This window comes from Nonomuraea sp. NPDC047897, assembly GCF_043204415.1.
Classification (GTDB): domain Bacteria; phylum Actinomycetota; class Actinomycetes; order Streptosporangiales; family Streptosporangiaceae; genus Nonomuraea.
In genome coordinates this window covers 122,734-144,475 of the sequence record NZ_JBIDCC010000004.1, presented here as the reverse complement: position 1 = coordinate 144,475, position 21,742 = coordinate 122,734, and the positions used below count along the sequence as shown (strand labels likewise).

Below are 21,742 nucleotides of genomic sequence, written 5' to 3'. Positions count from 1 at the left end.
ACGGTAACGTGCTGACCCATGCGGCTCGGTAACCGCTACCACCTGCTCTCCCGCATCGCCACGGGCGGTATGGGGGAGGTCTGGCGTGCCCGCGACGAGCTGCTGGGCCGCGAGGTGGCGGTCAAGACGCTGCGCAGCCACATCCACGCCGACCCCTCGTTCCGCGAGCGTTTCCGCAACGAGGCGCGCATCACCGCCGCGCTGACCGACCCCGGCATCGCCCAGATCTACGACTACGGCGAGCAGAGCGACGGGGCCTACCTCGTCATGGAGCTGGTGCACGGCGAGCCGCTGTCGGCCATCCTGTCGCGCAACGGCCCGCTCGGTCCCGACGTGACGCTCGACGTGCTCCACCAGACGGCCAAGGCGCTGCACGCCGCCCATGCCTCGGGCGTGGTGCACCGCGACGTCAAGCCCGGCAACCTGCTCGTCACGCCGCAGGGCACGATCAAGGTGACCGACTTCGGCATCGCCCGCGCCCTGGAGGCCGCGCCGGTCACGCAGGCGGGCACCGTGCTCGGCACCGCCCAGTACGTCAGCCCCGAGCAGGCCCAGGGCCTTGCGCTCACGCCCGCCACCGACCTCTACTCCCTGGGCGTGGTGGCCTACGAGTGCCTGGCGGGGCGCACGCCGTTCCAGGGCGACAGCCAGGTGGCCATCGCGCTGCGGCACCTCAACGAGCTGCCGCCGCCCCTCGGCGTCGACGTGCCCGCCGCGGTGCGGGAGCTGGTCATGGCGCTGCTGGCCAAGGACCCGGCGGCGCGGCCCGGGTCGGCGCGGGAGCTGGCCGACCGGGCGTACGTGCTGCGCGAGACGCCCGCCGGCCCCGGGCGGAACTCCGACCTCAGCATGCTCACCGACCCGGCGGGGTTCCGGGCCCGCGAGCCCCGTTCCGGGCCCGACTCCGGGCCGTATTCCGGACCGCGTTCCGAGGGTTCAGCTCACAGCGAAGCGCCCGCCGCCGGCGGCCTGCCGGAGACGGCGGAGACCCGTGCGGGCACCGCCCGGGAGATCCCGACGCGGGCGGCGGACGGCGGGGCCGTCCGGCACGTCCCCCGCCGGCGGCACCGGGGCGCGCGGGTGCTCGCGTCGCTGGTCGCCACCGCGGGATGCCTGGCCGTGGTCGGCCTCGGCGCCATGACGCTCACCCAGCAGCAGTCGCCCGCCAGGCCGCCGGACGTCGCCGAGCCGAGCGGGCCGTCCGTCCCGCCGCCGCCGCCCACGACGAGGGAGCCGCGGCCCGCCAAGACCAAGACACGCACCCGGCGGCCTCCGGTGGTTCCGGTCAAGTCGCAGCGGCCGGTAGCCTCACGGTCGGCTACCGTTACTAGGTCGGCGACCCCGACGCGGAAGCCGACCCCGAAACCCACCCCGTCCACCCGAACACCGACCCCGACACCGACCCCCACGCCACCAACCACAACGCCAACTCCGACAACGAGCGCCTCACCTGACCCGGGCGACACAAACCCGCCGAAGGGGGAGACGTGATGTGTCATGGGGTCGATGATGGACAGCGGCGGCCCACGCGCGAGGCCGTACCCAAGATGAACGGTAAGGGACAGTGCAGGAAATGACTCAGCCTCGGCGACTCGGAGGTCGCTACGAGCTCGACGGTGTCGTCGGGCGCGGCGGCATGGCCGAGGTATATCGCGCCCGAGATCTCCGGCTGGACCGCATAGTCGCGATCAAGACCCTCCGGTCCGACCTGGCGCGTGATCACACCTTCCAGGCCCGCTTCCGCCGGGAGGCGCAGTCGGCGGCCTCGCTGAACCACCCGGCGGTGGTCGCCGTCTACGACACCGGCGAGGACGTCACCGACGGCACGCCCGTGCCCTACATCGTCATGGAGTTCGTCGACGGCCGCACGCTGCGCGACCTGCTGCGCCAGGACCGGCGGCTGCTGCCCGAGCGCGCGGCCGAGCTGGTCGACGGCATCCTGCGGGCTCTCGACTACAGCCACCGCGGCGGCATCGTGCACCGCGACATCAAGCCGGCCAACGTCATGATCACCCGCGCCGGCGACGTCAAGGTGATGGACTTCGGCATCGCGCGCGCGATGGCCGACTCCGCCGCCACCATGACGCAGACCGCCCAGGTGATCGGCACCGCCCAGTACCTGTCTCCCGAGCAGGCGCGCGGTGAGCGGGTCGACGCCCGCAGCGACATCTACTCCACCGGCTGCGTGCTCTACGAGCTGCTGACCGGCCAGCCGCCGTTCACCGGCGACTCGCCGGTCGCCATCGCCTACCAGCACGTGCGCGAGGAGCCCATCCCGCCGTCGCAGATCGACCCCGAGATCCCGGCGTGGTGCGACGCGATCGTGCTCAAGGCCATGGCCAAGGACCCGGCGCACCGCTACCAGAGCGCCGGCGAGATGCGGGCCGACATCCAGCGCGCGATGTCGGGCATGCCGGTCGACGCCCAGACGATGGCGCTCAACAGCACCTACGGGCCCGGCACGCGCGTGATGACCTCGACGCACGGGGCGGCCGGCCCGGCCACGCAGCGCACGACCGCCGTCCCGGCGTACGAGTACGACGACGGCGAGGGCGGCGGGCGCGGCGGCCGGCGCCGGGCCAACGGCGGCGGCAACAGGGCGCTCAAGACGGCTGCCTGGATCATCGTGCCGCTGCTGATCATCGGCGCGTTCATCGGCATCGGCTACACCTTCCTCAACTCCAGCAGCACTCCGACCGACCAGTCCGTCGAGATCCCGTCGCTGGCCACGCAGACCGAGAAGGCCGCGGTGAAGGAGCTGACGGCGCTGGGGCTGAAGGCCGAGGTGACCAAGGAGTTCAGCGCCGAGGTCGACAAGGGCGCGGTGATCAAGACCGACCCCGACGCCGGCGCCAAGGTGAACAAGGGAGACACGGTCAAGGTGTTCGTCTCCCAGGGGGCCGAGAAGGTCAAGGTGCCCGACGGGCTCCTCGGCCTGGCGCCCGAGGACGCCCGGGCGATCCTGGAGGAGGCGGGCCTGACCGCCACGATCAGCACCAAGACCTCCAGCAAGCCGCAGGGCAAGGTCATGGAGACCGACCCCGCGGCGGGCGAGCCGATCGAGAAGGGCGGCAAGGTCACGCTGTACGTGCCCAAGCAGCTCGTCGGGGTGCCGTCCGTGGTCGGGCTGACCGAGGGCGACGCGTCGAAGGCGATCAAGGGGCTCGGGCTCAAGGTCCAGGTCGACCGGCAGTCGAGCGACCAGCCGAAGGGCACGGTCGTCCAGCAGAACCCCGGTGAGGGCGCCAAGGTCGCCCCCGGCACGACCATCACGATCGTCGTGTCGAAGGGCCAGGAGATGACGACCCCCACGAACCCGTTCCCGACCGACCAGCCCGACCCGACGTTCCCGACGGACGACGGGGAGCAGCCGCCGCCGACCGACGATCCGACGCAGGACGTCCCGATCGAGGACGACGACCTGGGCTGACGCCTGCCGAAGGGCCGTCCTCGCGAGAGGGCGGCCCTTCGCCATGAGCCGGCACGTCGAACGTCCCCGCCGCTCGGGGGCAACGGCGGGGACGTTCATACGTGTGTCGTCCGGGGCGAAGCGGGCGTTACAGGATGCCGTCCAGCCAGTTGGCGAGCAGCCGGTGACCGTGCCGGGACAGCACGGACTCGGGGTGGAACTGGACGCCCTCGATGGGCAGGTCGCGGTGGCGCAGGCCCATCACGACCCCGTCGGCGGTGCGGGCGGTCACCCGCAGCTCCGGGGGCACGGTCTCGGGGCGCACGGCGAGCGAGTGGTAGCGGGTCATCGGCACCGGCGACGGCAGCGCGGCGAACACGCCCTTGCCGTCGTGGACGATGTCGCTGGTGAAGCCGTGGACCAGCTCGGGCGCCCGCGAGACGGTGGCGCCGTAGGCGACGGCGATGGCCTGGTGCCCGAGGCAGACGCCGAGCAGCGGCAGGCGGTGCCGGGCGGCGTGGTGGACGAGGGGGACGCTGACGCCCGCCGCCTCGGGGGTGCCGGGGCCCGGGCTGACGAGGACGCCGTCGAAGTGGTCGGCGTCGGACACCACGACCTCGTCGCGCGGGCGGACGTCACAGGTGGCGCCCAGCTCGCGCAGGTATTGCACGATGGTGTGGACGAAGCTGTCGTGGTTGTCCACCACCAGCACGGCGGTCATCGGGTTACGGTCACCTCGTCGAGCGTCACCAGGGGTTCGAGCAGCGGGAACACGCCATACCAGAGTACGGCCGCCGCGACGGCGACCAGCACGGTGGCCGTCAGCAGCCTGACGACGGTGTTGCCCGGCAGCCTGCGCCAGAGCCAGCCGTACATGCGATCATTCCTCTCTCAGCTCGGTCCTGGCCAGCACGCCGTGCACGATGAGCCGCTGGGCGGCCGAGTATTCAGGGTGGCAGGTGGTCAGCGTGATGGTGGCCTTGCGCGGCCGGCGTCCCGGCTTGCCGGGCACGGGCGCCACCACCTCCAGCGCCGTCGGCAGGACGACGCGCTGCCGGGTGACGCGGTAGGTGTAGCGTGCCTCGCGGGCGTCGACGACGATCTCGTCGCCGGGGTCCAGCTTGTCGATCTCGTTGAACGGCGCCCCGTAGGTGGTGCGGTGGCCGGAGACGACGAAGTTGCCGACCTGGCCGGGCAGGGCGGTGCCGGGGTAGTGGCCCGGCCCCTTCTTCAGGTGCTCGGGGCTGACGCCCTCGATCACGGCGTACCGGTAGCCGGCGCCCAGCCTGGGGATGCGCAGCAGCGCCACGGCCCCGCCCAGCCGGACCCTGCCGAGGCGCCTGTCCTCGGCCAGCCGCGGCCCGCCCGCCAGCTCGCGGGCCAGCTCCTCCTGCAGGAGCGGCTGGTGGCGATCGGTGTAGGCGCCGGTGCCCCAGAGCAGGTAGGCGCAGAACAGCAGCAGTATCAGGCCCGCGGTGATGCTCAACTCGCCCACGGTCCGCCATATGGCCCTCACTCTTCGTAGCGTAGGCGTGGCCGGGCCGGCTGCCGGGGATCGCCAGGACGTGCGCGTGGCGACTATCCTGGGCCCCGCTTCAATTACGCTTAACGAAGAGCCTGTGGACGATCCGGATGCCCAGGCCCCCAGCAGGAGTGGTCCAAGTGCCCAAGTCGAAGACGCGGAAGAAGGCGGTCTACACCCCGCCGCAGAAGTCGCAGCAGGTCAAGGTCAGCCCCCGCTGGCTGGCGCCGACCATGGTGGCGGCCTGGATCATCGGCATCCTGTGGATCGCCGCCTGGTACGTCGCCCCCAACGCGCCGTTCCTCGGCCCCCTCGGCCAGTGGAATCTGCTCATCGGGTTTGTTTTCATCATCTTCGGTGTGGTGCTTTCCACCCGCTGGCGTTAGTTCTTTCCACAGCTTTTTCCACACCCTGGGGAATCAGGCCAGCGAAGCCAGGATGGCCCCCGTCCTGACGAAGATGAGCGCCAGCAGGATGGCCAGCGCTCCGCCGAGCGCTGCCACCTGCCAGAGGGTGCGGTTGCCCTTGGGCGCGTAGGCCAGGGCGGCGGCCACCGCCGCGCCGGTCACCAGGCCTCCGATGTGGCCGGTCCAGCTGATGTTGGGCACCACGAACGTGATCAGCAGGTTGATGCCGATGAGCACGGCGATGCCGCGCACGTCCATGTTCAGGCGGCGGCTGACCACGAAGATCGCGCCGAACAGGCCGAAGATGGCGCCCGACGCGCCGACCGACGGCTGCATGACCGGGTCGAACCACAGGCCGAGCACCGAGCCGCCCAGTGCGCTCAGCACGTAGAGGGCCAGGTAGCGGGCGTGCCCGAAGGCTCGCTCCAGGTAGGGGCCGACGACGTAGAGGGCCCAGGAGTTGAAGAGGATGTGGAAGATCCCGCCGTGCACCACCGCGGCGGTGATGAGCCGGTGGTACTCACCCGCCGCCACCCCGGCGGGCCACATGGCCAGCTCGCTGATGACCCTGCCGCCGATCAGTTGCTGGGCGCCGAAGACGAGCACGTTGACCGCCAGGATGGTCCACGTCACGTAGGGCGTGCGGACCACCGAGCCGCCGAACGTCGACTTCGCCTGGCGGATGCCCTTGTTGCCCTCGGCCACGCACTCGGGGCACTGGAAGCCGACCGCGGCGTCGCGCATGCAGTCGGGACAGATCGGGCGATCACAGCGCTGGCAGCGGACCCAGGTCTCCCTGTCGGGGTGCCGGTAGCAGGTCGGCACCGCTTCCGCGGGCTGCTCCGGGGGCAGTGGCGAGCTGGGCGGCTGGCTGGTCATGCCCGCAGCCTAATTCCTCGCGCCCCCTGCCGCGTCCGTCCGCGTGCGGCTCCGCCGTGAGGAGACGCACAGGTGGGCGGGCGGACGCCGCGGCCCGCCCCCGGTGCGGACGAGGTCAGCCCTGGACGCGGTCGATGGTGACCGACTGGAGCACCACGTCCTCGACCGGCCGGTCGCCCCGCGCGGTCGGCGTCTTGGCGATGGAGTCGACGACGTCCTGCCCCTCGACGACCTCACCGAAGATCGTGTGGCGCCCGTTGAGGTGCGGCGTCGGCACGACCGTGATGAAGAACTGCGAGCCGTTGGTGCCCTTGCCGAAACGGACGCCGGCGTTGGCCATGGCGAGCAGGTAGGGGCGGTTGAAGTAGAGGTCGGGGTGGATCTCGTCGTCGAACTCGTAGCCGGGGCCGCCGACGCCCTGGCCGAGCGGGTCACCACCCTGGATCATGAAGCCGGAGATCACCCGGTGGAAGATGGTGCCGTCGTAGTAGCGGCCGGTGCTCTTCTCGCCGGTGCCCGGGTGCGTCCACTCGCGGGCGCCCTCGGCGAGCTCCACGAAGTTGCGGACCGTCTTGGGAGCCTGGTTGGGGAAGAGTTCGACCTTGATGATGCCGTGATTGGTCTGCAGGTTTGCGATCAGCTTCTCAGCCACGAGACAGCTGCCCCCCTCTAGGTACAGGGTCGGTTTGTGCTCTTTTGATGCGAATGGCCGTTCGGCCGCCGCCCCTCATCCTCCCACGACGACCGTGATTGAGCCGCCTTGTACCGGGAAGGTCAGGCTCGGGGCCCCAACAACAGGGGAGGTTGACGTGTCCCTGACACTGAGAAAACGCCGCGTGGCCATTCAGGTTCCCGCCACGTGGATGGGCCGGATGAAGGCCCAGGCCGCTAGGACCGGCCAGCGCATGACCCCGGTGACCGCCCAGGCGAGAGCCCAGGCCAGGTTGGCCGCGGGTCAGGCCCGGATCGCGGCCGAGCAGGCTCGGATAGCCGCCGAGCAGGCACGGATAGCCGCCCACCACCGCATCGAGGATGCCCGCTACTGGGCCGCCCCGATGCTGGAGGACGCGGCTCACCGGGTGGAAGAGCAGCTCGCCCCCAAGGTCAGCTCGATGCTGACGGCGGCAGCCGACCGGATCGACCCGACGCCCGCCAAGTCGCGGCGCTGGCCGGTCATGGTCCTGATCACCGGGATCGCTGTGGGCGCGATGGGCTACATGGCATATCGCCGTAACGCCCAGCAGTGGACCGAGCAGATGAAGGACTCCGCCTCCGACGCGTCGCGCTGGATCAGCGAGAAGTCGGACCAGACCGTCGAGTCCACCGACCGGACGGCCTCCACGGTGTCCGAGAAGGCGGATGAGGCGTCCCGGAAGATGCAGTGATCCGGAGCGGAGTGCGCCCCCTGGGAACGGGGGGCGCACTTTCGCGTTCCTGGACCCGCCGAACACTCCCTATCGCTCCCTGACGTGTGGACCCATAGGGAATCGCAGGGTAGCCTCCTGGGGTGCCACAGCAGTACTACTCGGTCGACCAGGTCGCGGAGCTGCTCGACCTGCACGTACGGACCGTCCGCTCCTATGTGCGGGACGGCAAGCTCAAGGCCACCCGCATCGGCAAGCAGTACCGGGTCACCCGTGCCGACCTCGAAGCCTTCCTCGGCCGCCCCGTGTCGCCGCCCACCGCGACCGGCGGCCACGCGGAGGTGTCGGCCATCGTGCAGGTCGACGCGATCGACCGCGAGGCGACCATGCGGCTGACCAACACGGTCATCGCGGTCGCCACCGGCCGGCCACGCGACGGTGAGCGCCTGCGGGTGGAGACGGTCTACGACGAGGAGCGGGCCAACCTCAAGATCATCTTCGTGGGCGGGCTCACCGGCACGGCCGAACTGCTCAGAGTCATCGACACCCTGGTGGACGAGTCGCGGTGACCTCCGTGTCGATCTCGCCCGCGAGTGCCCGGATCCCGCGCGACCGCTGACGGCTCGTGGCCGGTTGGCTCGCTTCCCAGCAGACCCGCCGTCGCGGGGCCCGGCACCCCACCGCCCGCCTCGGGGCGCCGCCGGGGCGGCGGGCAGGCGGGCGGGATGGCCGAGGGACGCCGGGGCGGGGCTCGGCGGGAGGCGCCTGCCGGAGGCCCCGGTCGTCCGGCAGGCGTACGGGCCGCTACTCGGCGGAGCAGGTGATGGTCTCGGCGCCCTGCGGCACGGGGAGGGGCCTGCCGTCGGGGTCCGCCCCGGCGACGCGCGGCTTGCCGTCGGGGCCGACGGCGGGGAGGGGCTTGCCGTCGGGGCCGACGGCGGGCTCGGCCGGCACGGCCCTGCCAGCCTGTTCCGGCACCCCGATGTCCGAGGCCTTGACGGCATGCGCCACGCCCCGCTCCAGCTCGGAGGCGCGGACCACGTCGCCGTCGGCGAGCGGTTCGGCCCAGGCCACGAGGGTCTCACCGTCCGGCCCCTTGATGGCCCCGACCCGCCCGGAGAACTCGATGACCTTGCCGTCGCTCGTCTTGCAGACGATTTTCGAGTCCGCCGGGGCCGGGGTCTCGTCGGCCAGCGCCGACCCGGCCAGGCCCGTCAGCACGAGAACCCCCACCGCGCCCAGGACCGCGATACGCCGTTTGAACATGCGTGTCTCCTTCGAAAAAGATGATCTGACGACCCTGAGGCTGACGTGCCGCACCTGAAGCGATCCTGAAGACAGCCGAAATGATCTTCAGGTTGGCTTTAGGTGCGATGCGCCACTCTGGTCGGCGTGCGCGTGCTACTGGTGGAGGACGAACGGCGGCTGGCCGAGCTGGTCAAGGGCGGGCTCGCGGGCGAGGGGTTCGCGGTGGACGTGGCCCACGACGGGCGCGACGGCCTGTGGATGGCCACCGAGAACTCCTACGACGTGATCGTCCTCGACGTGATGCTGCCCCGGATGAACGGCTACACGGTCTGCGCGCGGCTGCGCGAGGCCGGCAACTGGACGCCGATCATGATGCTCACCGCCAAGGACGGAATCCACGACGAGGCCGAGGCGCTCGACACGGGCGCCGACGACTACCTGACCAAACCGTTCTCGTACGTGGTGCTCCTGGCCCGGCTGCGCGCCCTCGTCCGGCGCGGCGGCCGGGAGCGACCGGTGTCCATCACGGTGGGCGACCTGGTGCTCGACCCGGCCGGGCTGCGCTGCCGCCGGGGTGAGGTGGACATCGCGCTGACGCCGAAGGAGTTCGCGGTGCTGCACGGGCTCGCCCGGCGGGCCGGGGAGGTGGTGTCCAAGAGCGAGCTGCTGGCGCAGGCGTGGGACTTCAGCTACGACGGCGACCCGAACATCGTCGAGGTCTACATCAGCGCCCTGCGCCGCAAGATCGACCAGCCGTTCGGCCGTACGACGCTGGTCACCGTACGCGGAGCGGGCTACCGGCTGGAGGCGAGATGAGCATGCGGACCGCGGTGGCGGACGGGTTGTCGTCGGTACGGCTGCGCGCCACCCTGGCGGCGACGCTGATCGTGGCGCTGGCACTGGCGGTGACGGCGGTCGTCCTGGTCACGGCGCTGCGGGGCAGCCTGGAGTCGGCGGCCGGCAGTGAGGCGGCCCGGCGGGCCGTGGCGGCGGTCCCGTACGTGCAGCGGGGCGAGGCCGTCCTGGCCGTGGAGTCGGCTTCCCTGGTGGCGGCGGTGGCGCCGAGCGACACGATCGTCACCCGCGCCGACGCCCCCAGCGGCCGCGCCGAGCCCGTCGCCCCCGTCGGGGACGAGCCGGGGAGCGCCCGCCGGGTGCGGGAGGTCGTCGGCGCCGACGTGCTGGTCGCCACCACCGCCGTCCCGGCGGTGAACTGGGCCGAGTCGGACGACTACGCCGTGGCCGCCCTGGACGTCGCCACCCGGTCGGGGCAGGCCACAGTCTGGGCGCGGGTATCGCTGGAGAGCACCCGGCAGGCGCTCGCGACGCTGTACGGAGTGCTGCTGCCGGGGGTGCCCGCGCTGCTGCTCGTGGTGGCCGGGATGACGTGGCTGGCGGTCGGCCGGGCACTCGCGCCCGTCGCCGCGATCCGGGCCAAGGTCGCCGACATCACAGCCCGCGACCTGCACCAGCGCGTGCCCGTACCCAGATCCGGCGACGAGATCGCCGCGCTGGCCACCACCGTGAACGGCACGCTCGACCGGCTGGAGACGGCCGTGGAACGGCACAAGAGGTTCGTCGCCGACGCCGCGCACGAGCTGCGCAGCCCGATCGCGACCCTGCGGGCCCGGCTGGAACTCGCCCGGCCGAACGAGCTGACGAAGGAGGCGCTGGCCGACGTCGAACGCCTCCAGGCCCTGGCCGGCGACCTGCTCCTGCTGGCCAGGCTGGACGCGGGCGAGCCGCTGCGCGCCGACGACCTCGACCTCGGGCAGGTCGCCGCCGAGGAGGCGGTGCGCGCCGGACGCCGCCCCGAGGTGCGGCTGGAGCTGGACGTCGAGCCCGACGTGGTGGTGCTGGGCTCCCGCGGCCACCTGGCCCGCCTGGTGACCAACCTGGTCGACAACGCCGTACGGCACGCGACCGGCCGCGTCGAGGTCCGGGTCCGGGCGGAGGACGGGCAGGCGGTGCTGGAGGTGTTCGACGACGGGCCGGGGGTGCCGCCGGAGCAGCGGGAGGCGGTGTTCGGCCGGTTCACCAGGCTGGACGAGGCGCGGGCCAGGGACGCGGGCGGCGCGGGGCTCGGCCTGCCGATCGCCCGCGACATCGCCACGCTGCACGGCGGCACCCTGGCGGCGGTGGACGGCGGCTTCGCCGCCACCTTCCCCGCGGCCGCCTTGCCCGCCACCTTCCCCGCGGCCGCCTTGCCCGCCGCCTTGCCCGCCGCCAAGCCCGCCGCCGGGCCCGCTGCCGGGCCCGCTGCCGGGCCCGCTGCCGGATCCGCCCCTTCGGCGGCCGCCACCGGCGTGCAGCGGTCCGCGGTCAGGCGAGCTGGGCGTCGAGCTGCAGGAAGGCCCGCTCGATCACCTGATGGGTGACGTCCTCCGGATAGGGGAACCGGTGAATCAGGCCGCGCAGACCCTCGACGTGCGCCTGCCGCGCCAGGTCGGCCACCTCGGCCAGCTCGGCCCGCTGCTCCTCGGCGAACGCCCGATCCACCACCCGGCCGTGGCCGGGCACGATCACCTCGCCCGGCAGCTCGGCCAGCATGGCCGCGGTCGTCAGGGGCCAGTCGAGCGGGTAGGAGTCGCCGAACGCCGGAGGCGCGCCCTCCTCCACCAGGTCACCGGCGAAGACGACACCGGCGTCGGGGACGTGGATGACGACGTCGTTGCTGCTGTGGCCGAGGCCGAAGTGACGCAGGTGCACGGTCCGGCCGCCGATGTCGAGGGTGGCGGCCGTGGTGAACGTCTGGTCGGGGGCGGTCAGCGACACCTCCTCGACCTCCTTGCGCCGGGCCTCCGGCAGGCGGCCGATCACTCCGGCCCGCGTCTGCTCGCCGTAGTCCTCGATCTCCTCGGCGCACCGGACGTGGCCCCAGATCTCGGCCGGACGGAACAGCGCGTTGCCGAAGCAGTGGTCGAAGTGGGCGTGGGTGTTGACGACGGTCCACGGGCTGGAGGTGATCGTGCGGATCGCCTCGATCAGGTCGGCGGCCTCCCGGTGGGACATGCGGGTGTCGATGACCAGGCAGTGGTCATCGCCCACGACCAGGCCGACGTTCAGGTCGAAGGACCTGTGCCGCCGGACGTAGACCCGGTCACCCACCTCACGCCACCGCTCGTTCATGGACGAACTTTACCCAATCACTTCCTGAGGTAGGCGAGGACGGCGAGCACCCGACGGTGCCCGTCGGCGGCGGGCGGCAGGTCGAGCTTGGTGAAGATGCCGGCGATGTGCTTGGCCACGGCCGCCTCGGTGACGAACAGCTCGCGGGCGATCGCGGCGTTCGCCCGGCCCTCCGCGATGAGCGCGAGCACCTCCTGCTCACGCGGGGTGAGCCGGCCGAGCGGGTCGCGCCGGCGGCGCAGGAGCTGCCGCACCACCTCGGGGTCGACGACCGTGCCGCCCCGCGCCACCCGGTCCAGCGCGTCGACGAACTCCCGCACGTCGCCGATGCGGTCCTTGAGCAGATAGCCGATCCCGGCGCCGCCGCCCGAGTCGAGCAGTTCGGCGGCGTAGGTCTGCTCGACGTACTGGCTGAGCACGAGCACGGCCAGGTCCGGGTGACGGGCGCGCAGCTCCAGGGCGGCGCGCAGCCCTTCGTCGGTGAAGCCGGGCGGCATCCGGACGTCGGTCACCACCGCGTCGGGCCGGTGCTCGGCCACCGCCTCGACCAGCGCCGGCGCGTCGCCCACCGAGGCGAGCACGGTGTGGCCGAACCGGTCGAGCAGCCCGGCCAGCCCCTCGCGCAGCAGGACGGCGTCCTCGGCGATCACTACCCGCACGGGATCTCCACTCTCATCCGGGTCGGCCCGCCCGCCGGGCTCGACAGCGACAGTCTCCCGCCGACCACGGCGAGCCGGTCGGCCAGCCCGGTCAGACCGGTGCCCCCCGCGGGATCGGCGCCGCCCCGGCCGTCGTCGTGGATCTCCAGCAGGAGCGTCTCGTCCCTGACCCGGCCGCGGACCGTGGCCCGCGTGGCCCGGCTGTGCTTGGCAACGTTCGCGAGCGCCTCGCTGACCACGTAGTAGGCGGTGACCTCCACGCTCGCGGGCAGCCGCCCGGCGAACGGCAGGTCCACCTCCACCGGCACGGGCGAGCGCCCCGCCACGTCGCGTACGGCGGCCGGCAGACCCCGGTCGGTGAGCACCTGCGGGTGCACGCCCCTGATCAGTTCACGCAGCTCGGCCAGCGCCTGCTTGGCCTCGTCGTGAGCCAGGCCGACCAGCCTGCCCACCGGCGTGTCGGCGGGCACGTCGAGCTTGGCCATGCCGAGGCTCATGGTCAGCGCGACCAGCCGTTGCTGCGCCCCGTCGTGCAGGTCACGCTCGATGCGACGCCGTTCCAGCTCGAACGCGTCGACCAGGCGGGCGCGCGAACGCCTCACCTCACGCAACTCCGACGACTCCGGGGCGAGGACGGCCCGCGCCATCCCCGCCCGCGCGCCCGCCCAGGCGGTGATCGTGTACGCGGCGACGGGCAGCAGCAGGACGCCCGCCGCCGAGGCCGCGGCCATGGCGGCGGGATGGCCGGTGGGCTGCACGACGGGCGACATGACGAGCAGGGCGGGCCCCGCGACGGTGACGGCCAGCATCACCAGGTCGATCCACCACAGCGCGAGCATCGTGACCGCGCCCAGAGCGGCCTCGCGCCACCGGCGGTGGGGCGTGACGGGCAGCGGCAGGCCGTCCACCAGCCGCAGCCGCCACCTCTCGAACCTGCCCAGCACCGGCGTCGCCGCCACCCCCACGGCGACGGCGGCCACCACCGCCACCGTGGACTCCTCCGCGGCCAGCACCGCCACCGGCACCGCGACGGCGGGCCCGACGAGCGTGCCGGCCAGCAGGTACGCCGCCGACCGCCACGGCCAGGGCGACCGCAGGAAGCGGATCGGCCGCTCGGTGAGCGCTTCCAGCGCGGTCCCGTTGAGCACGCCGGCGACACTATCCGCAGGTGTGGCGGGCGGTCAGTAGTGCTGGGTTCACCTTTCCAGCCCGCGCCCGGTGCTCCCCCGGTCCGCCGTAGGGCGTGGCGCGTGGCCCGGTGCGGCTCGATCACCACAATGGGAGGGAGCCACCTGGCCTGCCCGGGTGCGAACACGCCGCCCGTCCGGCAGGAGGACACACATGCGCTCGGTCGCGGCCATGGTGGTGGCCATCGCCTCGTTGCTGGGCCCCGGCGTCCCGGCCCACGCGCGGCCGGTCCCGGGCGGGCGCGGCGACCCGCCGTCCGACGGGTGGAAGCAACGCACGTCCCTGCTGGTCATGCCGCAACACCCGCGCCAGAACGACGTCGTACGGATCTTCGTGCACTGCCCGACGGCGGCGAACCACGCGCTCATCGGCTCGACCGCGTTCCGGCTGAAGGGCTCGGCCCGGCTGTACCGGGAGGTGGGGCTGGGCCTGTCCGACCGGGGTCTCGGCCGCCGGAGCGTCGGCATCTCGTACTACGCCCCGCTCGGCCACCACGTGGTCCACCTCACGTGCGTGAAGGTCACGATCGACAAGCGGACCCGCGTCAGCCACCGCAAGGTGATCAGCCGGTACGCGGTCCCCCTCCAGGTACGCAGGTTCAGCCTCAAGCGGTTCCTCTGAACGGGCCGGCCGAAATGTCGTTGAGCTTCCCGTGCGCGCCTTGCCAGACTGGACGGCGGAAACCGCGCCCACCCCGGGAGGCCTCATCGAGATCGCCTGCGACGAGTCAGGCTCCGAGGGCGAGAAGCTCATCGGCGGCAACACGGCCGTGTTCGCGCACGCGGGCGTCCACCTGAGCCACGCGGCGGCGGCGAGCTGCCTCGACCACGTCCGCGCCCGGGCTCCCTCCCCGACCGTGGAGTACAAGTCCGGCATCCTCCGTCGCAGCAAGCACCGCGAGGCGCTGAAGTGGATGCTCGGCCCGGCCGGGCCGCTCCTCGGCAACGCCCACGTGCTGCTGATCGACAAGGCGCTGTTCGCGGCCGACAGGCTCGCCGACCTGCTCGCGGCGGGGCCGGAGCTGGCCGGGTTCCTGTACCGCGAGGGGCCGCGCACGTTCGGGCCGGAGCCGTGGGACACGTTCCTGGCAGCCTTCACCGGCCTGCTGCGCGGTCGCAACGGCCGCGTCCCGGTCACCGACCCCGGCCCGGCCTTCGACCTGCTCGCCGTGTTGCTCCGGGCCGCTCCGCCGGGCCGGTTGCGGGACGTCCTCGGCGAGTTGCAGCGGACGAGGCCGGCCGTGGAGGCGCTGCTCGCCGGCGACCGGCCGCCCGCGCTGCCCCCGCTCGACCCGCTCATCCCGGCCATCGCCGGGGCCGTCGCCCACTGGGGCGCGGCCGGGCGGCCGGTGTCGATCGTGCACGACCGGCAGACCCTGCTCACCGACGAGCGCATCGCCCGGCTCAAGGCGCGGCTGGGCGCGTCGCTGGCGGGCCTGCGGCTCGTCGACTCCCGCACGGACCCGCGGGTCCAGGTGGCGGACCTGCTGGCCGGAGCCGCCCGCAGGATCGCCGAGGACGAGCTGCGCGGCCGGGGCGACCCGGAGCTGACCGCGCTGCTGCGCCCCTACCTCACGCCTGCCTCGGTCTGGGCACCGGCCGGTGTGCCGCACCCGTAGCGCCGTCCAGCGCCGGGTGGTCATCACGTCGAGGCCGGTCCGCGGCAGGCTCCGCACGTCTGCGATCATCGCCTCGCTCGGCCCTTCTCGGACTGTCGGTTCCGGATGCCAGACTGCGGTGGCGTGACTCCTCCGCTCCCTGAAGGAAGCGGCTTCTCGCTAAGCCGCTTGGGTGGCCTGGCGAAGGGCAAGCCCTGCCCTGAGGATGTTGGTCGCCGCGTTCACGTCGGCGTGCGCGGTGTGTCCGCACGCCGTACAGGCGAACGCGGCCTGGGTGAGGCGGTTGTCCTTCGCCACGTGCCCGCAGCGGGCGCAGGTGCGGGAGGTGTTGCGGGGATCGACTGCGATCAGTTCTCGACCGGCGCTTTCAGCCTTGTGCGCGAGGATCGTCAGGAACACCCCCCAACCCGCGTCGAGAATCGAACGGTTGAGCCCGGCTTTCTGCGCGACGTTACGGCCGGGCGCGTCGATCGTGCCGGACGCCGAGCGGGTCATGTTCGCGATCCGCAGGTCCTCGTGCACGATCACGTCGTAGCCACGGACCAGGGCCAAGGCGGCCTTGTGCGCGCCGTCGATCCGCTGGCGGCGCACCTTGGCGTGCAACGCCGCCACCCGGGCCACGGCCTTACGGCGGCGCTTGGAGCCCCGCTTCTTCCTGGCGAGATCGCGCTGGGCCGATGCGAGACGGCCGGCGCAGGCGGCCAGGTGCCGCTGGTTGTCGATGTGGTGGCCGTCGCTGGTCGTGACCAGCGAGGCGACACCCAGGTCGATCCCCGCGACCGCACCCGTGGCGGGCAGCGGCTGCGCGGGCACATCGTCACACGACAGCACCACGTACCAGCGGCGGCCTTCACGCTTGACGCTGATCGTCTTCACCCGGCCCTTGACCGGGCGGTGCTGGTGCACCCGGACGTGTCCGACGCCCTGAAGGCGCACGAACGTGGCGGCCGGATGCTCGGGTCGGGAGTCCCACCGGCAGCCGTCGCCGTCCTTCGGCCACTGCACCGTGTCGAACCGGCCCCGCCCCTTGAAACGCGGGAACCCCGGCGTGCGCCCGGCCTTGACGCGGTCGAAGAACGCCCGGAACGCCTTGTCGAGCCGTCGCAGCGTGGCCTGCTGGGAGGAGAACGACCACCGGCCCTGACCATCGGGATCGTCGGCGCGGATGTGCTTCAACTCCGCCGACTGATCGCCGTAGCGGACACTCACCCCGGCCCTGGCGTAGGCGGTGCGCCGGTGCTCCAACGCGGCGTTGTACAGCTGCCGGTGATCCTCCAGGCACGCGCGAGCGCGGCGGCCTGCCTGCTGGTGGGACGCAGCAGGAACTTGAACGACCTGCGCACACCCACCTCCCACGCTCGGTAACGACGCGACCACGGTACCGACAGGCACCGACCAAAACCGGAAGGAGACCCGTGATGCGCAGACCTGACAGGTCACGGCACGCCCGGGCCTTGACGGCCCTCCCGCTCCCGATTCCCCCGGCGGCTGAAGCCGCCGGTCCCCTCGGGAGGCTCTGATGGACACCGGAATGAGCGGCGACGTCCGGCTGAGGGATGTCACCGAGGCCGACCTGGAGATCTTCTTCGAGCAGGAGCAGGATCCCGAGGCGACCCGGCGGTCACGGTTCGCGCCGCGCGAGCGCGAGAGATTCATGACGCACTGGAAGACGAAGATCCTCGGCGACCCGACAGTGCTCGTCCAGACGGTCCTCGTCGCGGGCGGGCCGGCCGGCAACATCGTGAGCTGGTGGGAGCAGGACCGGCGCTTCATCGGCTACTGGTTCGGCCGCGCCTACTGGGGGCGCGGCATCGGCACCGTCGCCCTCACCCTCTTCCTGGAGCGCGAGAAGCTCCGGCCGCTGCACGCCGACCCGTTCGCCGGCAACACCGCCTCCGTGCGGCTGCTGGAGAAGTGCGGCTTCCGGCGGGTCGGCACGGTCACGCACGGCGAGGACGAGCACATCATGCTCGTCCTCGGCTGAGCTTCCCCCGGCGCGGGTGGGAGCACGAGTGCGGTCAGAAGAGGGTGGGCGGCTCGGCGGGGATGGGGTCGGGCAGGGGGTCTAGCTGCGGGAGCAGGGCGCGTACGGCGTCGTGGAAGCGGCGGGCCAGCGGCAGCGCGTCGGCGTTGTCCGGGGTGTGCACGAACACGGTGGGCGAGCGGCCCTCGCGCAGCCAGCCGGCGACCGTGCCGACCCAGTGCCGCCAGCCCTCGACCGTGCGGTCCTGGTCGTCGCGGCCGAGGTAGCGCACGATCGGGCGGTCGGTGAGGGCGAGCGACCGGCGTGGCACGCGGGGCTTCTTCGTCCAGGCGTCCCGTTCGGCGTCGGTGTCCGGCGGGCTGCCGAACAGCGTGACGGTGTCGAACGGCACCCATTCGGCGCCGACGCCCGACAGCACCCGCTCCAGCAGCCGCGCGGCCCGCTCGTCGGCGAAGAACGCCCGGTGCCGCACTTCGACGGCGCTCCGGTACGAGCTGGGCAGCCGGCGCAGGAACGTGGCGAGCGTGCCGAGGTCGTCCGGCCCGAACGAGCCCGGCAGTTGCACCCACAGGGCGTGGATGCGCGGCCCGAGCGGCTCCATCGTCTCCAGGAACGCGCGCAGCTCCTCGTCGGCGCCGGCGAGACGGCGTTCGTGCGTGACGGGTCTGGGCAGTTTCACGACGAACCGGAAGTCGGGCGGCGTCTGCCGTGCCCATGACTCGACCGTGGCCCTGGCCGGCGTGGCGTAGAACGTCGTGTTGCCCTCCACGGCGTTGCACCAGGTCGCGTACGCCGCCAGGCGTTCGCCGGGAGGCAGCGGATGCGGCAGGTAGCGGCCCTGCCACGGCGTGTGCTGCCACATCGCGCATCCCACATGAAGCCGCATGCCCCGACGCTACCCAAGATCAGGCCGGCTGCCTCCGCGAGGCCGGCGCGTCTCTGCCGGGCCCGTACGACAGCAGCGCGGTTCCGGTCACCCGGCTCGGGTGTGGGCCGTGCGGCCAGACCTTGGCCCAGCCCAGCCGCGCTCAGGAGTGGGCGGCGCGGATCTCCGTCACGGTGAACGCGTCGACGATGTGCCGGTTCTGCACCAGGAACCCCACCACGCCCGCCACCGCCTCCGCGCCCAGGGCGGCTCGCACCTGTGCGCTCAGCAGGTAGACGAGCGGGGTCGACGGCTGGGTGAGCGCGAGGTCGCGGTCGTGGCGGTGCACGTCCTGCAGTGCCCTGATCGGGATCGGCCGCTCGGTGGTGAACCACGCCGCGACCTCCCAGAGCGGCAGCTCCGGATCGCCGTCGGCTGTCGCGTCGTAGCAGGCGACGCAGCCGTTCCCGGCGTGCTGGCCGTGCGGGCAGGTCCACTGGGCGACGTCGGCGAGGCTCTGGCCATGGGCGCCGAGGACCGCTGCCTCGGTGACGCGGCGGCGCGCCGGCCTCGCCCGGTCCTCCCACGGAGAGAATGAGTCGCTGCTGATGATCGGATCCCTTCATGGCGATGTCCCGGCACTTCGGAGCCTAGCCTCGCGACCCGCGCGCCACCTCGACGCTCGCCTGCACCTTCGTCCTGGCGTCGCTGACCCGCGGTTTCAGCAGGTGCGGAGCATGTTGAGCAGGGCGACGCGCTCGTTGCGGGTGACGAAGAGCCGGTAGTGGTGCTTCACGGTGATCCACGAGGTGGCGTAGCGGCACCAGTAGGCGCGGCGCGGGGGACGCCAGCTCTGCGGGCCCTGGCCGCCCTTGGCGATGTTCGCGGAGTGGCTGACCGTGATCAGTTCAGGGCGGGTGAGGTCATTGGCGAAGGCGCGCCGCCGTGCCTGGCTCCACCTCTTGGCGCCCGACCGCCAGGCGTACGCCAGGGGCACCAGGTGGTCGACGTCCACCTGTTTCTCGCTCCTGAGCCATCTGCCGTCGTACGGGCTGTACCAGACGCCCTTCACCGGATGGCAGGCCGCGTTCCTGCGCACCCGCCGCCCGTCGCGGGCCAGGACCACCTCGCGGGCGTCGCACGTCCCCTTGTGGTGCGCCCATCGCGGCTGGAACCGTTGCCGGCTGTAGCCGCGGATCGACAGGGCCCTGGCGACCTTGAGGCGGGCCAGCAACTGGCGGGCCCGCGCCCCGGCGGCCTCGGCCTGTGATCGCTCGCGTAACTCGGCCGCCGCCTCGGCGGGGGCGGCGACGGCGCCGAGCGGAAGGACCGAGAGGGTGAGCACGGTGACGTGGACCGTCCTCCTGAGGGAGATCATGATTCCACCCTTATCAGCAATTCCGGGCGACGGCAGCCTCGCGTTCTCCGGGAGGCGGGCCTAGACTGCCCGCCCATGACAGAGCCCATGACAGAGCCCATGACGCAGCCGATGACACAGTCGGACGAGCAGGAGCAGGTGGACGAGCAGGGCCGGCCCGAGCCTCCCCCGGCGGCCGGCGAGACCGCCACCCTGCTGGGTTTCCTCGACTACCAGCGGGCGACGCTGGCGTGGAAGTGCGCGGGGCTGGACGCGGACGGCTTGCGGGCGACCGTCGGCGCCTCGTCGATGACCCTCGGCGGGCTGCTCAAGCACCTCGCCTACGTCGAGGACGACTGGACCACCCGGTGGCTGCACGGGCGCGACCGGCGGCCCCCGTGGGACTCGGTGGACTGGCAGGCCGACCCCGACTGGGACTGGCACTCGGCGGCCGACGACTCGCCCGAGCAGCTCCGCGCGCTCTGGCAGGACGCCGTCGCCCGGTCGCGTTCCCTGGTGGCGGAGGCGCTGGCCGACGGCGGCCTGGACCGGCCGGCCAGACGTTCCTGGCCCGACGGGCAGGCGCCCAGCCTGCGCTGGATCCTGGTCCACCTGATCGAGGAGTACGCGCGGCACAACGGCCACGCCGACCTCATCAGGGAGTCGGTGGACGGCCTCACCGGGGAGTAGGCCTGCTGTCCGTACAGCAGCGGACGAAGTCCCGCACGACGGGGTCGGTGTCGTCGGCGGGCGCCCAGGCGACGCCGACGTGGCTGGGGCTGACGCCGCTGACCGGGCGGTAGACCACGCCGGGGCGGGCGTAGAAGCGGGCCGCCGATGCGGGGGCCAGGGCGACGCCGTAGCCGTTCGCGATCGCGCTCAGCCACTCGTCGGGCTGGTCGGTGACGGCGCCGACGCGCACCGGATTGCCCTCCCGCTCGTCGGCGGCCAGCCAGTAGTCCCGCCACCGGCCCGTTTCGGGCGGGGCCGCCACGAACGGCTCGTCCCACAGTTCCCGGAACGGGATCAGGTCGCGCGCGGCGAGCGGGTGCGCCGCGGGCAGCGCCACCCAGCGGGGCTCGGCGAACAGCACTTCCAGCCTCAGGTTCTCCTGGCCGGGGAAGGGCACGCGCAGCAGGGCGACGTCGACGTCCGCGCCGGCGAGCCCGGCGGTCGGGTCGGACCAGCGGGCCTGCCGCATGTCGGCCCGCCACCCCGGCCGGCGGCGGGCGAACGCCGCGACGATGTGCTGGGTCAGCTCGTTGGCGGCGCTGGCCAGGAAGCCCACCCGCAGCACCTTGGCCGCCCGGCCGGCCGCCTGCCTGGTCTCCCGCAGCGTCCGGTCCCAGCCGGCCAGCAGGGCGGGCGCCCGTTCCGCCAGGGCCCTGCCGGGTTCGGTGAGGGCCATGCCGGCCCGGGAGCGCGTGAACAGCCGCGTGTCCAGCAGTGTTTCGAGCTGCCTGATCTGCTTGGTCAGCGCCGGTTGCGAGACGAACAGGCGTTCGGCGGCGCGGGTGAGGCTCCCTTCCTCCGCCACCACGACGAAGTACCGCAACAGCCGCGTGTCCACGTCCATGCCGTCAGGTTATAGATGCAGGTATTGGACGCCAAGCCGCCGTTCGGTGAGGCTTGGTTTGGCGCTGGGGAGCGCCTTCCCACCTCCCACACGATCGGACGCCAGACGCATGTTCACCGCCTATGTCGTCGTGACCGTCGTCACCGCCGTGGTCAACGCCGGGGCCGCGGCCGCCGACTTCGCACGGGCCAGGTTCGTCCTCGCCAACTCGGGCGAGCTGGGTCTTTCGCCGTCCTGGATCCCGCTGCTGGGCGCCCTGAAGGCGGCCGGGGCCGCCGGGCTGCTCCTCGGGCCGGCGGGTGTCCCGTTCATCGGGATCGCCGCGGCCGCCGGGCTGGTCGTGTTCTTCCTCGGCGCCCTCGTGATTCACGTGCGCGCCCGGGTGTTCCACAACATCGCCGTTCCCGGCGGCTTCTTCGCGCTCGCCGTCGCGTCCCTCGCTCTGGCCGTCACGGGCTGACGAGACTCCCGCCGCCATGGGGGGCGGGGCTTCCCGTCGTCGTGAGCGGGCAGGGCCTTCCCGTCGCCGTGAGCGGG

At 72.7% G+C, this 21,742-nt stretch carries 26 protein-coding genes; 12 read left to right on the top strand and 14 right to left on the bottom strand.

The window, feature by feature from the left end; translation table 11 throughout:
• Positions 1-18: 18 nt before the first annotated feature.
• Together ACGF0J_RS10595 and pknB are read left to right on the top strand one after the other, a co-directional pair.
• Complete coding sequence (locus ACGF0J_RS10595; protein WP_393144200.1) at positions 19-1,491, top strand: serine/threonine-protein kinase; 1,473 nt, start codon at positions 19-21, stop codon at positions 1,489-1,491.
• Between the two features lie 82 nt (positions 1,492-1,573).
• Positions 1,574-3,430, top strand: a complete 1,857-nt coding sequence (gene pknB / locus ACGF0J_RS10590; protein WP_393144198.1) for a Stk1 family PASTA domain-containing Ser/Thr kinase — start codon at positions 1,574-1,576, stop codon at positions 3,428-3,430.
• Positions 3,431-3,557: 127 nt separating this feature from the next.
• Here pknB and ACGF0J_RS10585 read toward each other — a convergent pair whose 3' ends face one another.
• From ACGF0J_RS10585 to ACGF0J_RS10575, 3 genes are read right to left on the bottom strand one after another with little or no spacing between them, the layout of a single operon-like run.
• The gene (locus tag ACGF0J_RS10585) at positions 3,558-4,130 is read right to left on the bottom strand and encodes an anthranilate synthase component II (protein WP_393144196.1); all 573 of its coding nucleotides are present in this window, start codon (positions 4,128-4,130) and stop codon (positions 3,558-3,560) included.
• On the bottom strand, positions 4,127-4,285 hold the full coding sequence (locus tag ACGF0J_RS10580) for a hypothetical protein (protein WP_393144194.1): 159 nt from the start codon (positions 4,283-4,285) through the stop codon (positions 4,127-4,129). Before ACGF0J_RS10580 ends, ACGF0J_RS10585 begins: the two co-directional genes overlap by 4 nt.
• A gap of 4 nt (positions 4,286-4,289) precedes the next feature.
• Positions 4,290-4,925: a class E sortase gene (locus tag ACGF0J_RS10575; RefSeq protein ID WP_393144192.1), complete on the bottom strand. Its 636-nt coding sequence runs from the start codon at positions 4,923-4,925 to the stop codon at positions 4,290-4,292.
• A 146-nt stretch (positions 4,926-5,071) separates the two neighbouring features.
• Here ACGF0J_RS10575 and ACGF0J_RS10570 point away from each other — a divergent pair, with 146 nt between their 5' ends.
• A complete protein-coding gene (locus ACGF0J_RS10570) occupies positions 5,072-5,317 on the top strand; it encodes a cell division protein CrgA (protein ID WP_393144190.1) in 246 nt (81 codons plus the stop codon).
• Positions 5,318-5,350: 33 nt separating this feature from the next.
• Here ACGF0J_RS10570 and ACGF0J_RS10565 read toward each other — a convergent pair whose 3' ends face one another.
• Both ACGF0J_RS10565 and ACGF0J_RS10560 read right to left on the bottom strand, forming a co-directional pair.
• Positions 5,351-6,217, bottom strand: coding sequence for a rhomboid family intramembrane serine protease (locus ACGF0J_RS10565; protein ID WP_393144188.1), 867 nt, complete (start codon positions 6,215-6,217; stop codon positions 5,351-5,353).
• Between the two features lie 115 nt (positions 6,218-6,332).
• Positions 6,333-6,869: a peptidylprolyl isomerase gene (locus tag ACGF0J_RS10560; protein WP_393144186.1), complete on the bottom strand. Its 537-nt coding sequence runs from the start codon at positions 6,867-6,869 to the stop codon at positions 6,333-6,335.
• Positions 6,870-7,053: 184 nt separating this feature from the next.
• Between ACGF0J_RS10560 and ACGF0J_RS10555 the strand changes: the two genes are divergently transcribed.
• Positions 7,054-7,602, top strand: coding sequence for a hypothetical protein (locus ACGF0J_RS10555; RefSeq protein WP_393144184.1), 549 nt, complete (start codon positions 7,054-7,056; stop codon positions 7,600-7,602).
• 122 nt (positions 7,603-7,724) lie between these two features.
• A complete protein-coding gene (locus tag ACGF0J_RS10550) occupies positions 7,725-8,150 on the top strand; it encodes a helix-turn-helix domain-containing protein (RefSeq protein WP_393144182.1) in 426 nt (141 codons plus the stop codon).
• Positions 8,151-8,385: 235 nt separating this feature from the next.
• Here ACGF0J_RS10550 and ACGF0J_RS10545 read toward each other — a convergent pair whose 3' ends face one another.
• Complete coding sequence (locus tag ACGF0J_RS10545; RefSeq protein ID WP_393144180.1) at positions 8,386-8,847, bottom strand: hypothetical protein; 462 nt, start codon at positions 8,845-8,847, stop codon at positions 8,386-8,388.
• Between the two features lie 126 nt (positions 8,848-8,973).
• Here ACGF0J_RS10545 and ACGF0J_RS10540 point away from each other — a divergent pair, with 126 nt between their 5' ends.
• Both ACGF0J_RS10540 and ACGF0J_RS10535 read left to right on the top strand, forming a co-directional pair.
• Positions 8,974-9,645 carry a response regulator transcription factor gene (locus tag ACGF0J_RS10540; protein ID WP_393144178.1) on the top strand — a complete coding sequence of 224 codons (672 nt, stop codon included), beginning with the start codon at positions 8,974-8,976 and terminating at the stop codon, positions 9,643-9,645.
• Complete coding sequence (locus ACGF0J_RS10535) at positions 9,642-11,207, top strand: sensor histidine kinase (RefSeq protein ID WP_393144175.1); 1,566 nt, start codon at positions 9,642-9,644, stop codon at positions 11,205-11,207. The genes ACGF0J_RS10540 and ACGF0J_RS10535 overlap by 4 nt, the downstream gene beginning before the upstream one ends.
• Here the strand turns inward: ACGF0J_RS10535 and ACGF0J_RS10530 are convergent.
• The 3 genes from ACGF0J_RS10530 to ACGF0J_RS10520 are packed head-to-tail and all read right to left on the bottom strand — an operon-like array spanning position 11,152 to position 13,765.
• Positions 11,152-11,958 (bottom strand): MBL fold metallo-hydrolase, encoded by an 807-nt coding sequence (locus tag ACGF0J_RS10530; RefSeq protein WP_393144173.1) that lies wholly within the window; start codon positions 11,956-11,958, stop codon positions 11,152-11,154. The two genes, ACGF0J_RS10535 and ACGF0J_RS10530, sit on opposite strands and share 56 nt — an antisense overlap.
• Positions 11,959-11,975: 17 nt before the next feature.
• Positions 11,976-12,617 carry a response regulator gene (locus tag ACGF0J_RS10525; RefSeq protein ID WP_393144171.1) on the bottom strand — a complete coding sequence of 214 codons (642 nt, stop codon included), beginning with the start codon at positions 12,615-12,617 and terminating at the stop codon, positions 11,976-11,978.
• On the bottom strand, positions 12,608-13,765 hold the full coding sequence (locus tag ACGF0J_RS10520; RefSeq protein ID WP_393144169.1) for a sensor histidine kinase: 1,158 nt from the start codon (positions 13,763-13,765) through the stop codon (positions 12,608-12,610). Before ACGF0J_RS10520 ends, ACGF0J_RS10525 begins: the two co-directional genes overlap by 10 nt.
• A gap of 193 nt (positions 13,766-13,958) precedes the next feature.
• Here ACGF0J_RS10520 and ACGF0J_RS10515 point away from each other — a divergent pair, with 193 nt between their 5' ends.
• Positions 13,959-14,426: a hypothetical protein gene (locus ACGF0J_RS10515; RefSeq protein ID WP_393144166.1), complete on the top strand. Its 468-nt coding sequence runs from the start codon at positions 13,959-13,961 to the stop codon at positions 14,424-14,426.
• 31 nt (positions 14,427-14,457) lie between these two features.
• Positions 14,458-15,423 carry a hypothetical protein gene (locus ACGF0J_RS10510; RefSeq protein ID WP_393144164.1) on the top strand — a complete coding sequence of 322 codons (966 nt, stop codon included), beginning with the start codon at positions 14,458-14,460 and terminating at the stop codon, positions 15,421-15,423.
• 159 nt (positions 15,424-15,582) lie between these two features.
• Here the strand turns inward: ACGF0J_RS10510 and ACGF0J_RS10505 are convergent, their stop codons facing one another.
• On the bottom strand, positions 15,583-16,668 hold the full coding sequence (locus tag ACGF0J_RS10505) for an RNA-guided endonuclease InsQ/TnpB family protein (protein WP_393144162.1): 1,086 nt from the start codon (positions 16,666-16,668) through the stop codon (positions 15,583-15,585).
• A 274-nt stretch (positions 16,669-16,942) separates the two neighbouring features.
• On the opposite strand from ACGF0J_RS10505, the gene ACGF0J_RS10500 reads away from it, so the two are divergent.
• On the top strand, positions 16,943-17,407 hold the full coding sequence (locus ACGF0J_RS10500) for a GNAT family N-acetyltransferase (protein ID WP_393144160.1): 465 nt from the start codon (positions 16,943-16,945) through the stop codon (positions 17,405-17,407).
• A 34-nt stretch (positions 17,408-17,441) separates the two neighbouring features.
• Here the strand turns inward: ACGF0J_RS10500 and ACGF0J_RS10495 are convergent, their stop codons facing one another.
• The 3 genes from ACGF0J_RS10495 to ACGF0J_RS10485 form a co-directional block, all read right to left on the bottom strand.
• Positions 17,442-18,293 (bottom strand): DUF72 domain-containing protein, encoded by an 852-nt coding sequence (locus tag ACGF0J_RS10495; RefSeq protein WP_393144158.1) that lies wholly within the window; start codon positions 18,291-18,293, stop codon positions 17,442-17,444.
• Positions 18,294-18,435: 142 nt separating this feature from the next.
• Entirely contained in the window at positions 18,436-18,621 is a 186-nt protein-coding gene (locus ACGF0J_RS10490) for a hypothetical protein (RefSeq protein WP_393144156.1), read from the bottom strand.
• 372 nt (positions 18,622-18,993) lie between these two features.
• On the bottom strand, positions 18,994-19,650 hold the full coding sequence (locus ACGF0J_RS10485; protein ID WP_393144154.1) for an HNH endonuclease family protein: 657 nt from the start codon (positions 19,648-19,650) through the stop codon (positions 18,994-18,996).
• Positions 19,651-19,725: 75 nt separating this feature from the next.
• Here ACGF0J_RS10485 and ACGF0J_RS10480 point away from each other — a divergent pair, with 75 nt between their 5' ends.
• Entirely contained in the window at positions 19,726-20,319 is a 594-nt protein-coding gene (locus ACGF0J_RS10480; protein ID WP_393144152.1) for a DinB family protein, read from the top strand.
• On the opposite strand, the gene ACGF0J_RS10475 is transcribed toward ACGF0J_RS10480, so the two are convergent.
• Positions 20,306-21,205, bottom strand: coding sequence for a LysR family transcriptional regulator (locus tag ACGF0J_RS10475; RefSeq protein ID WP_393144150.1), 900 nt, complete (start codon positions 21,203-21,205; stop codon positions 20,306-20,308). The two genes, ACGF0J_RS10480 and ACGF0J_RS10475, sit on opposite strands and share 14 nt — an antisense overlap.
• A gap of 109 nt (positions 21,206-21,314) precedes the next feature.
• On the opposite strand from ACGF0J_RS10475, the gene ACGF0J_RS10470 reads away from it, so the two are divergent.
• Positions 21,315-21,665, top strand: coding sequence for a DoxX family protein (locus tag ACGF0J_RS10470; protein ID WP_393144148.1), 351 nt, complete (start codon positions 21,315-21,317; stop codon positions 21,663-21,665).
• Positions 21,666-21,742 lie beyond the last annotated feature (77 nt).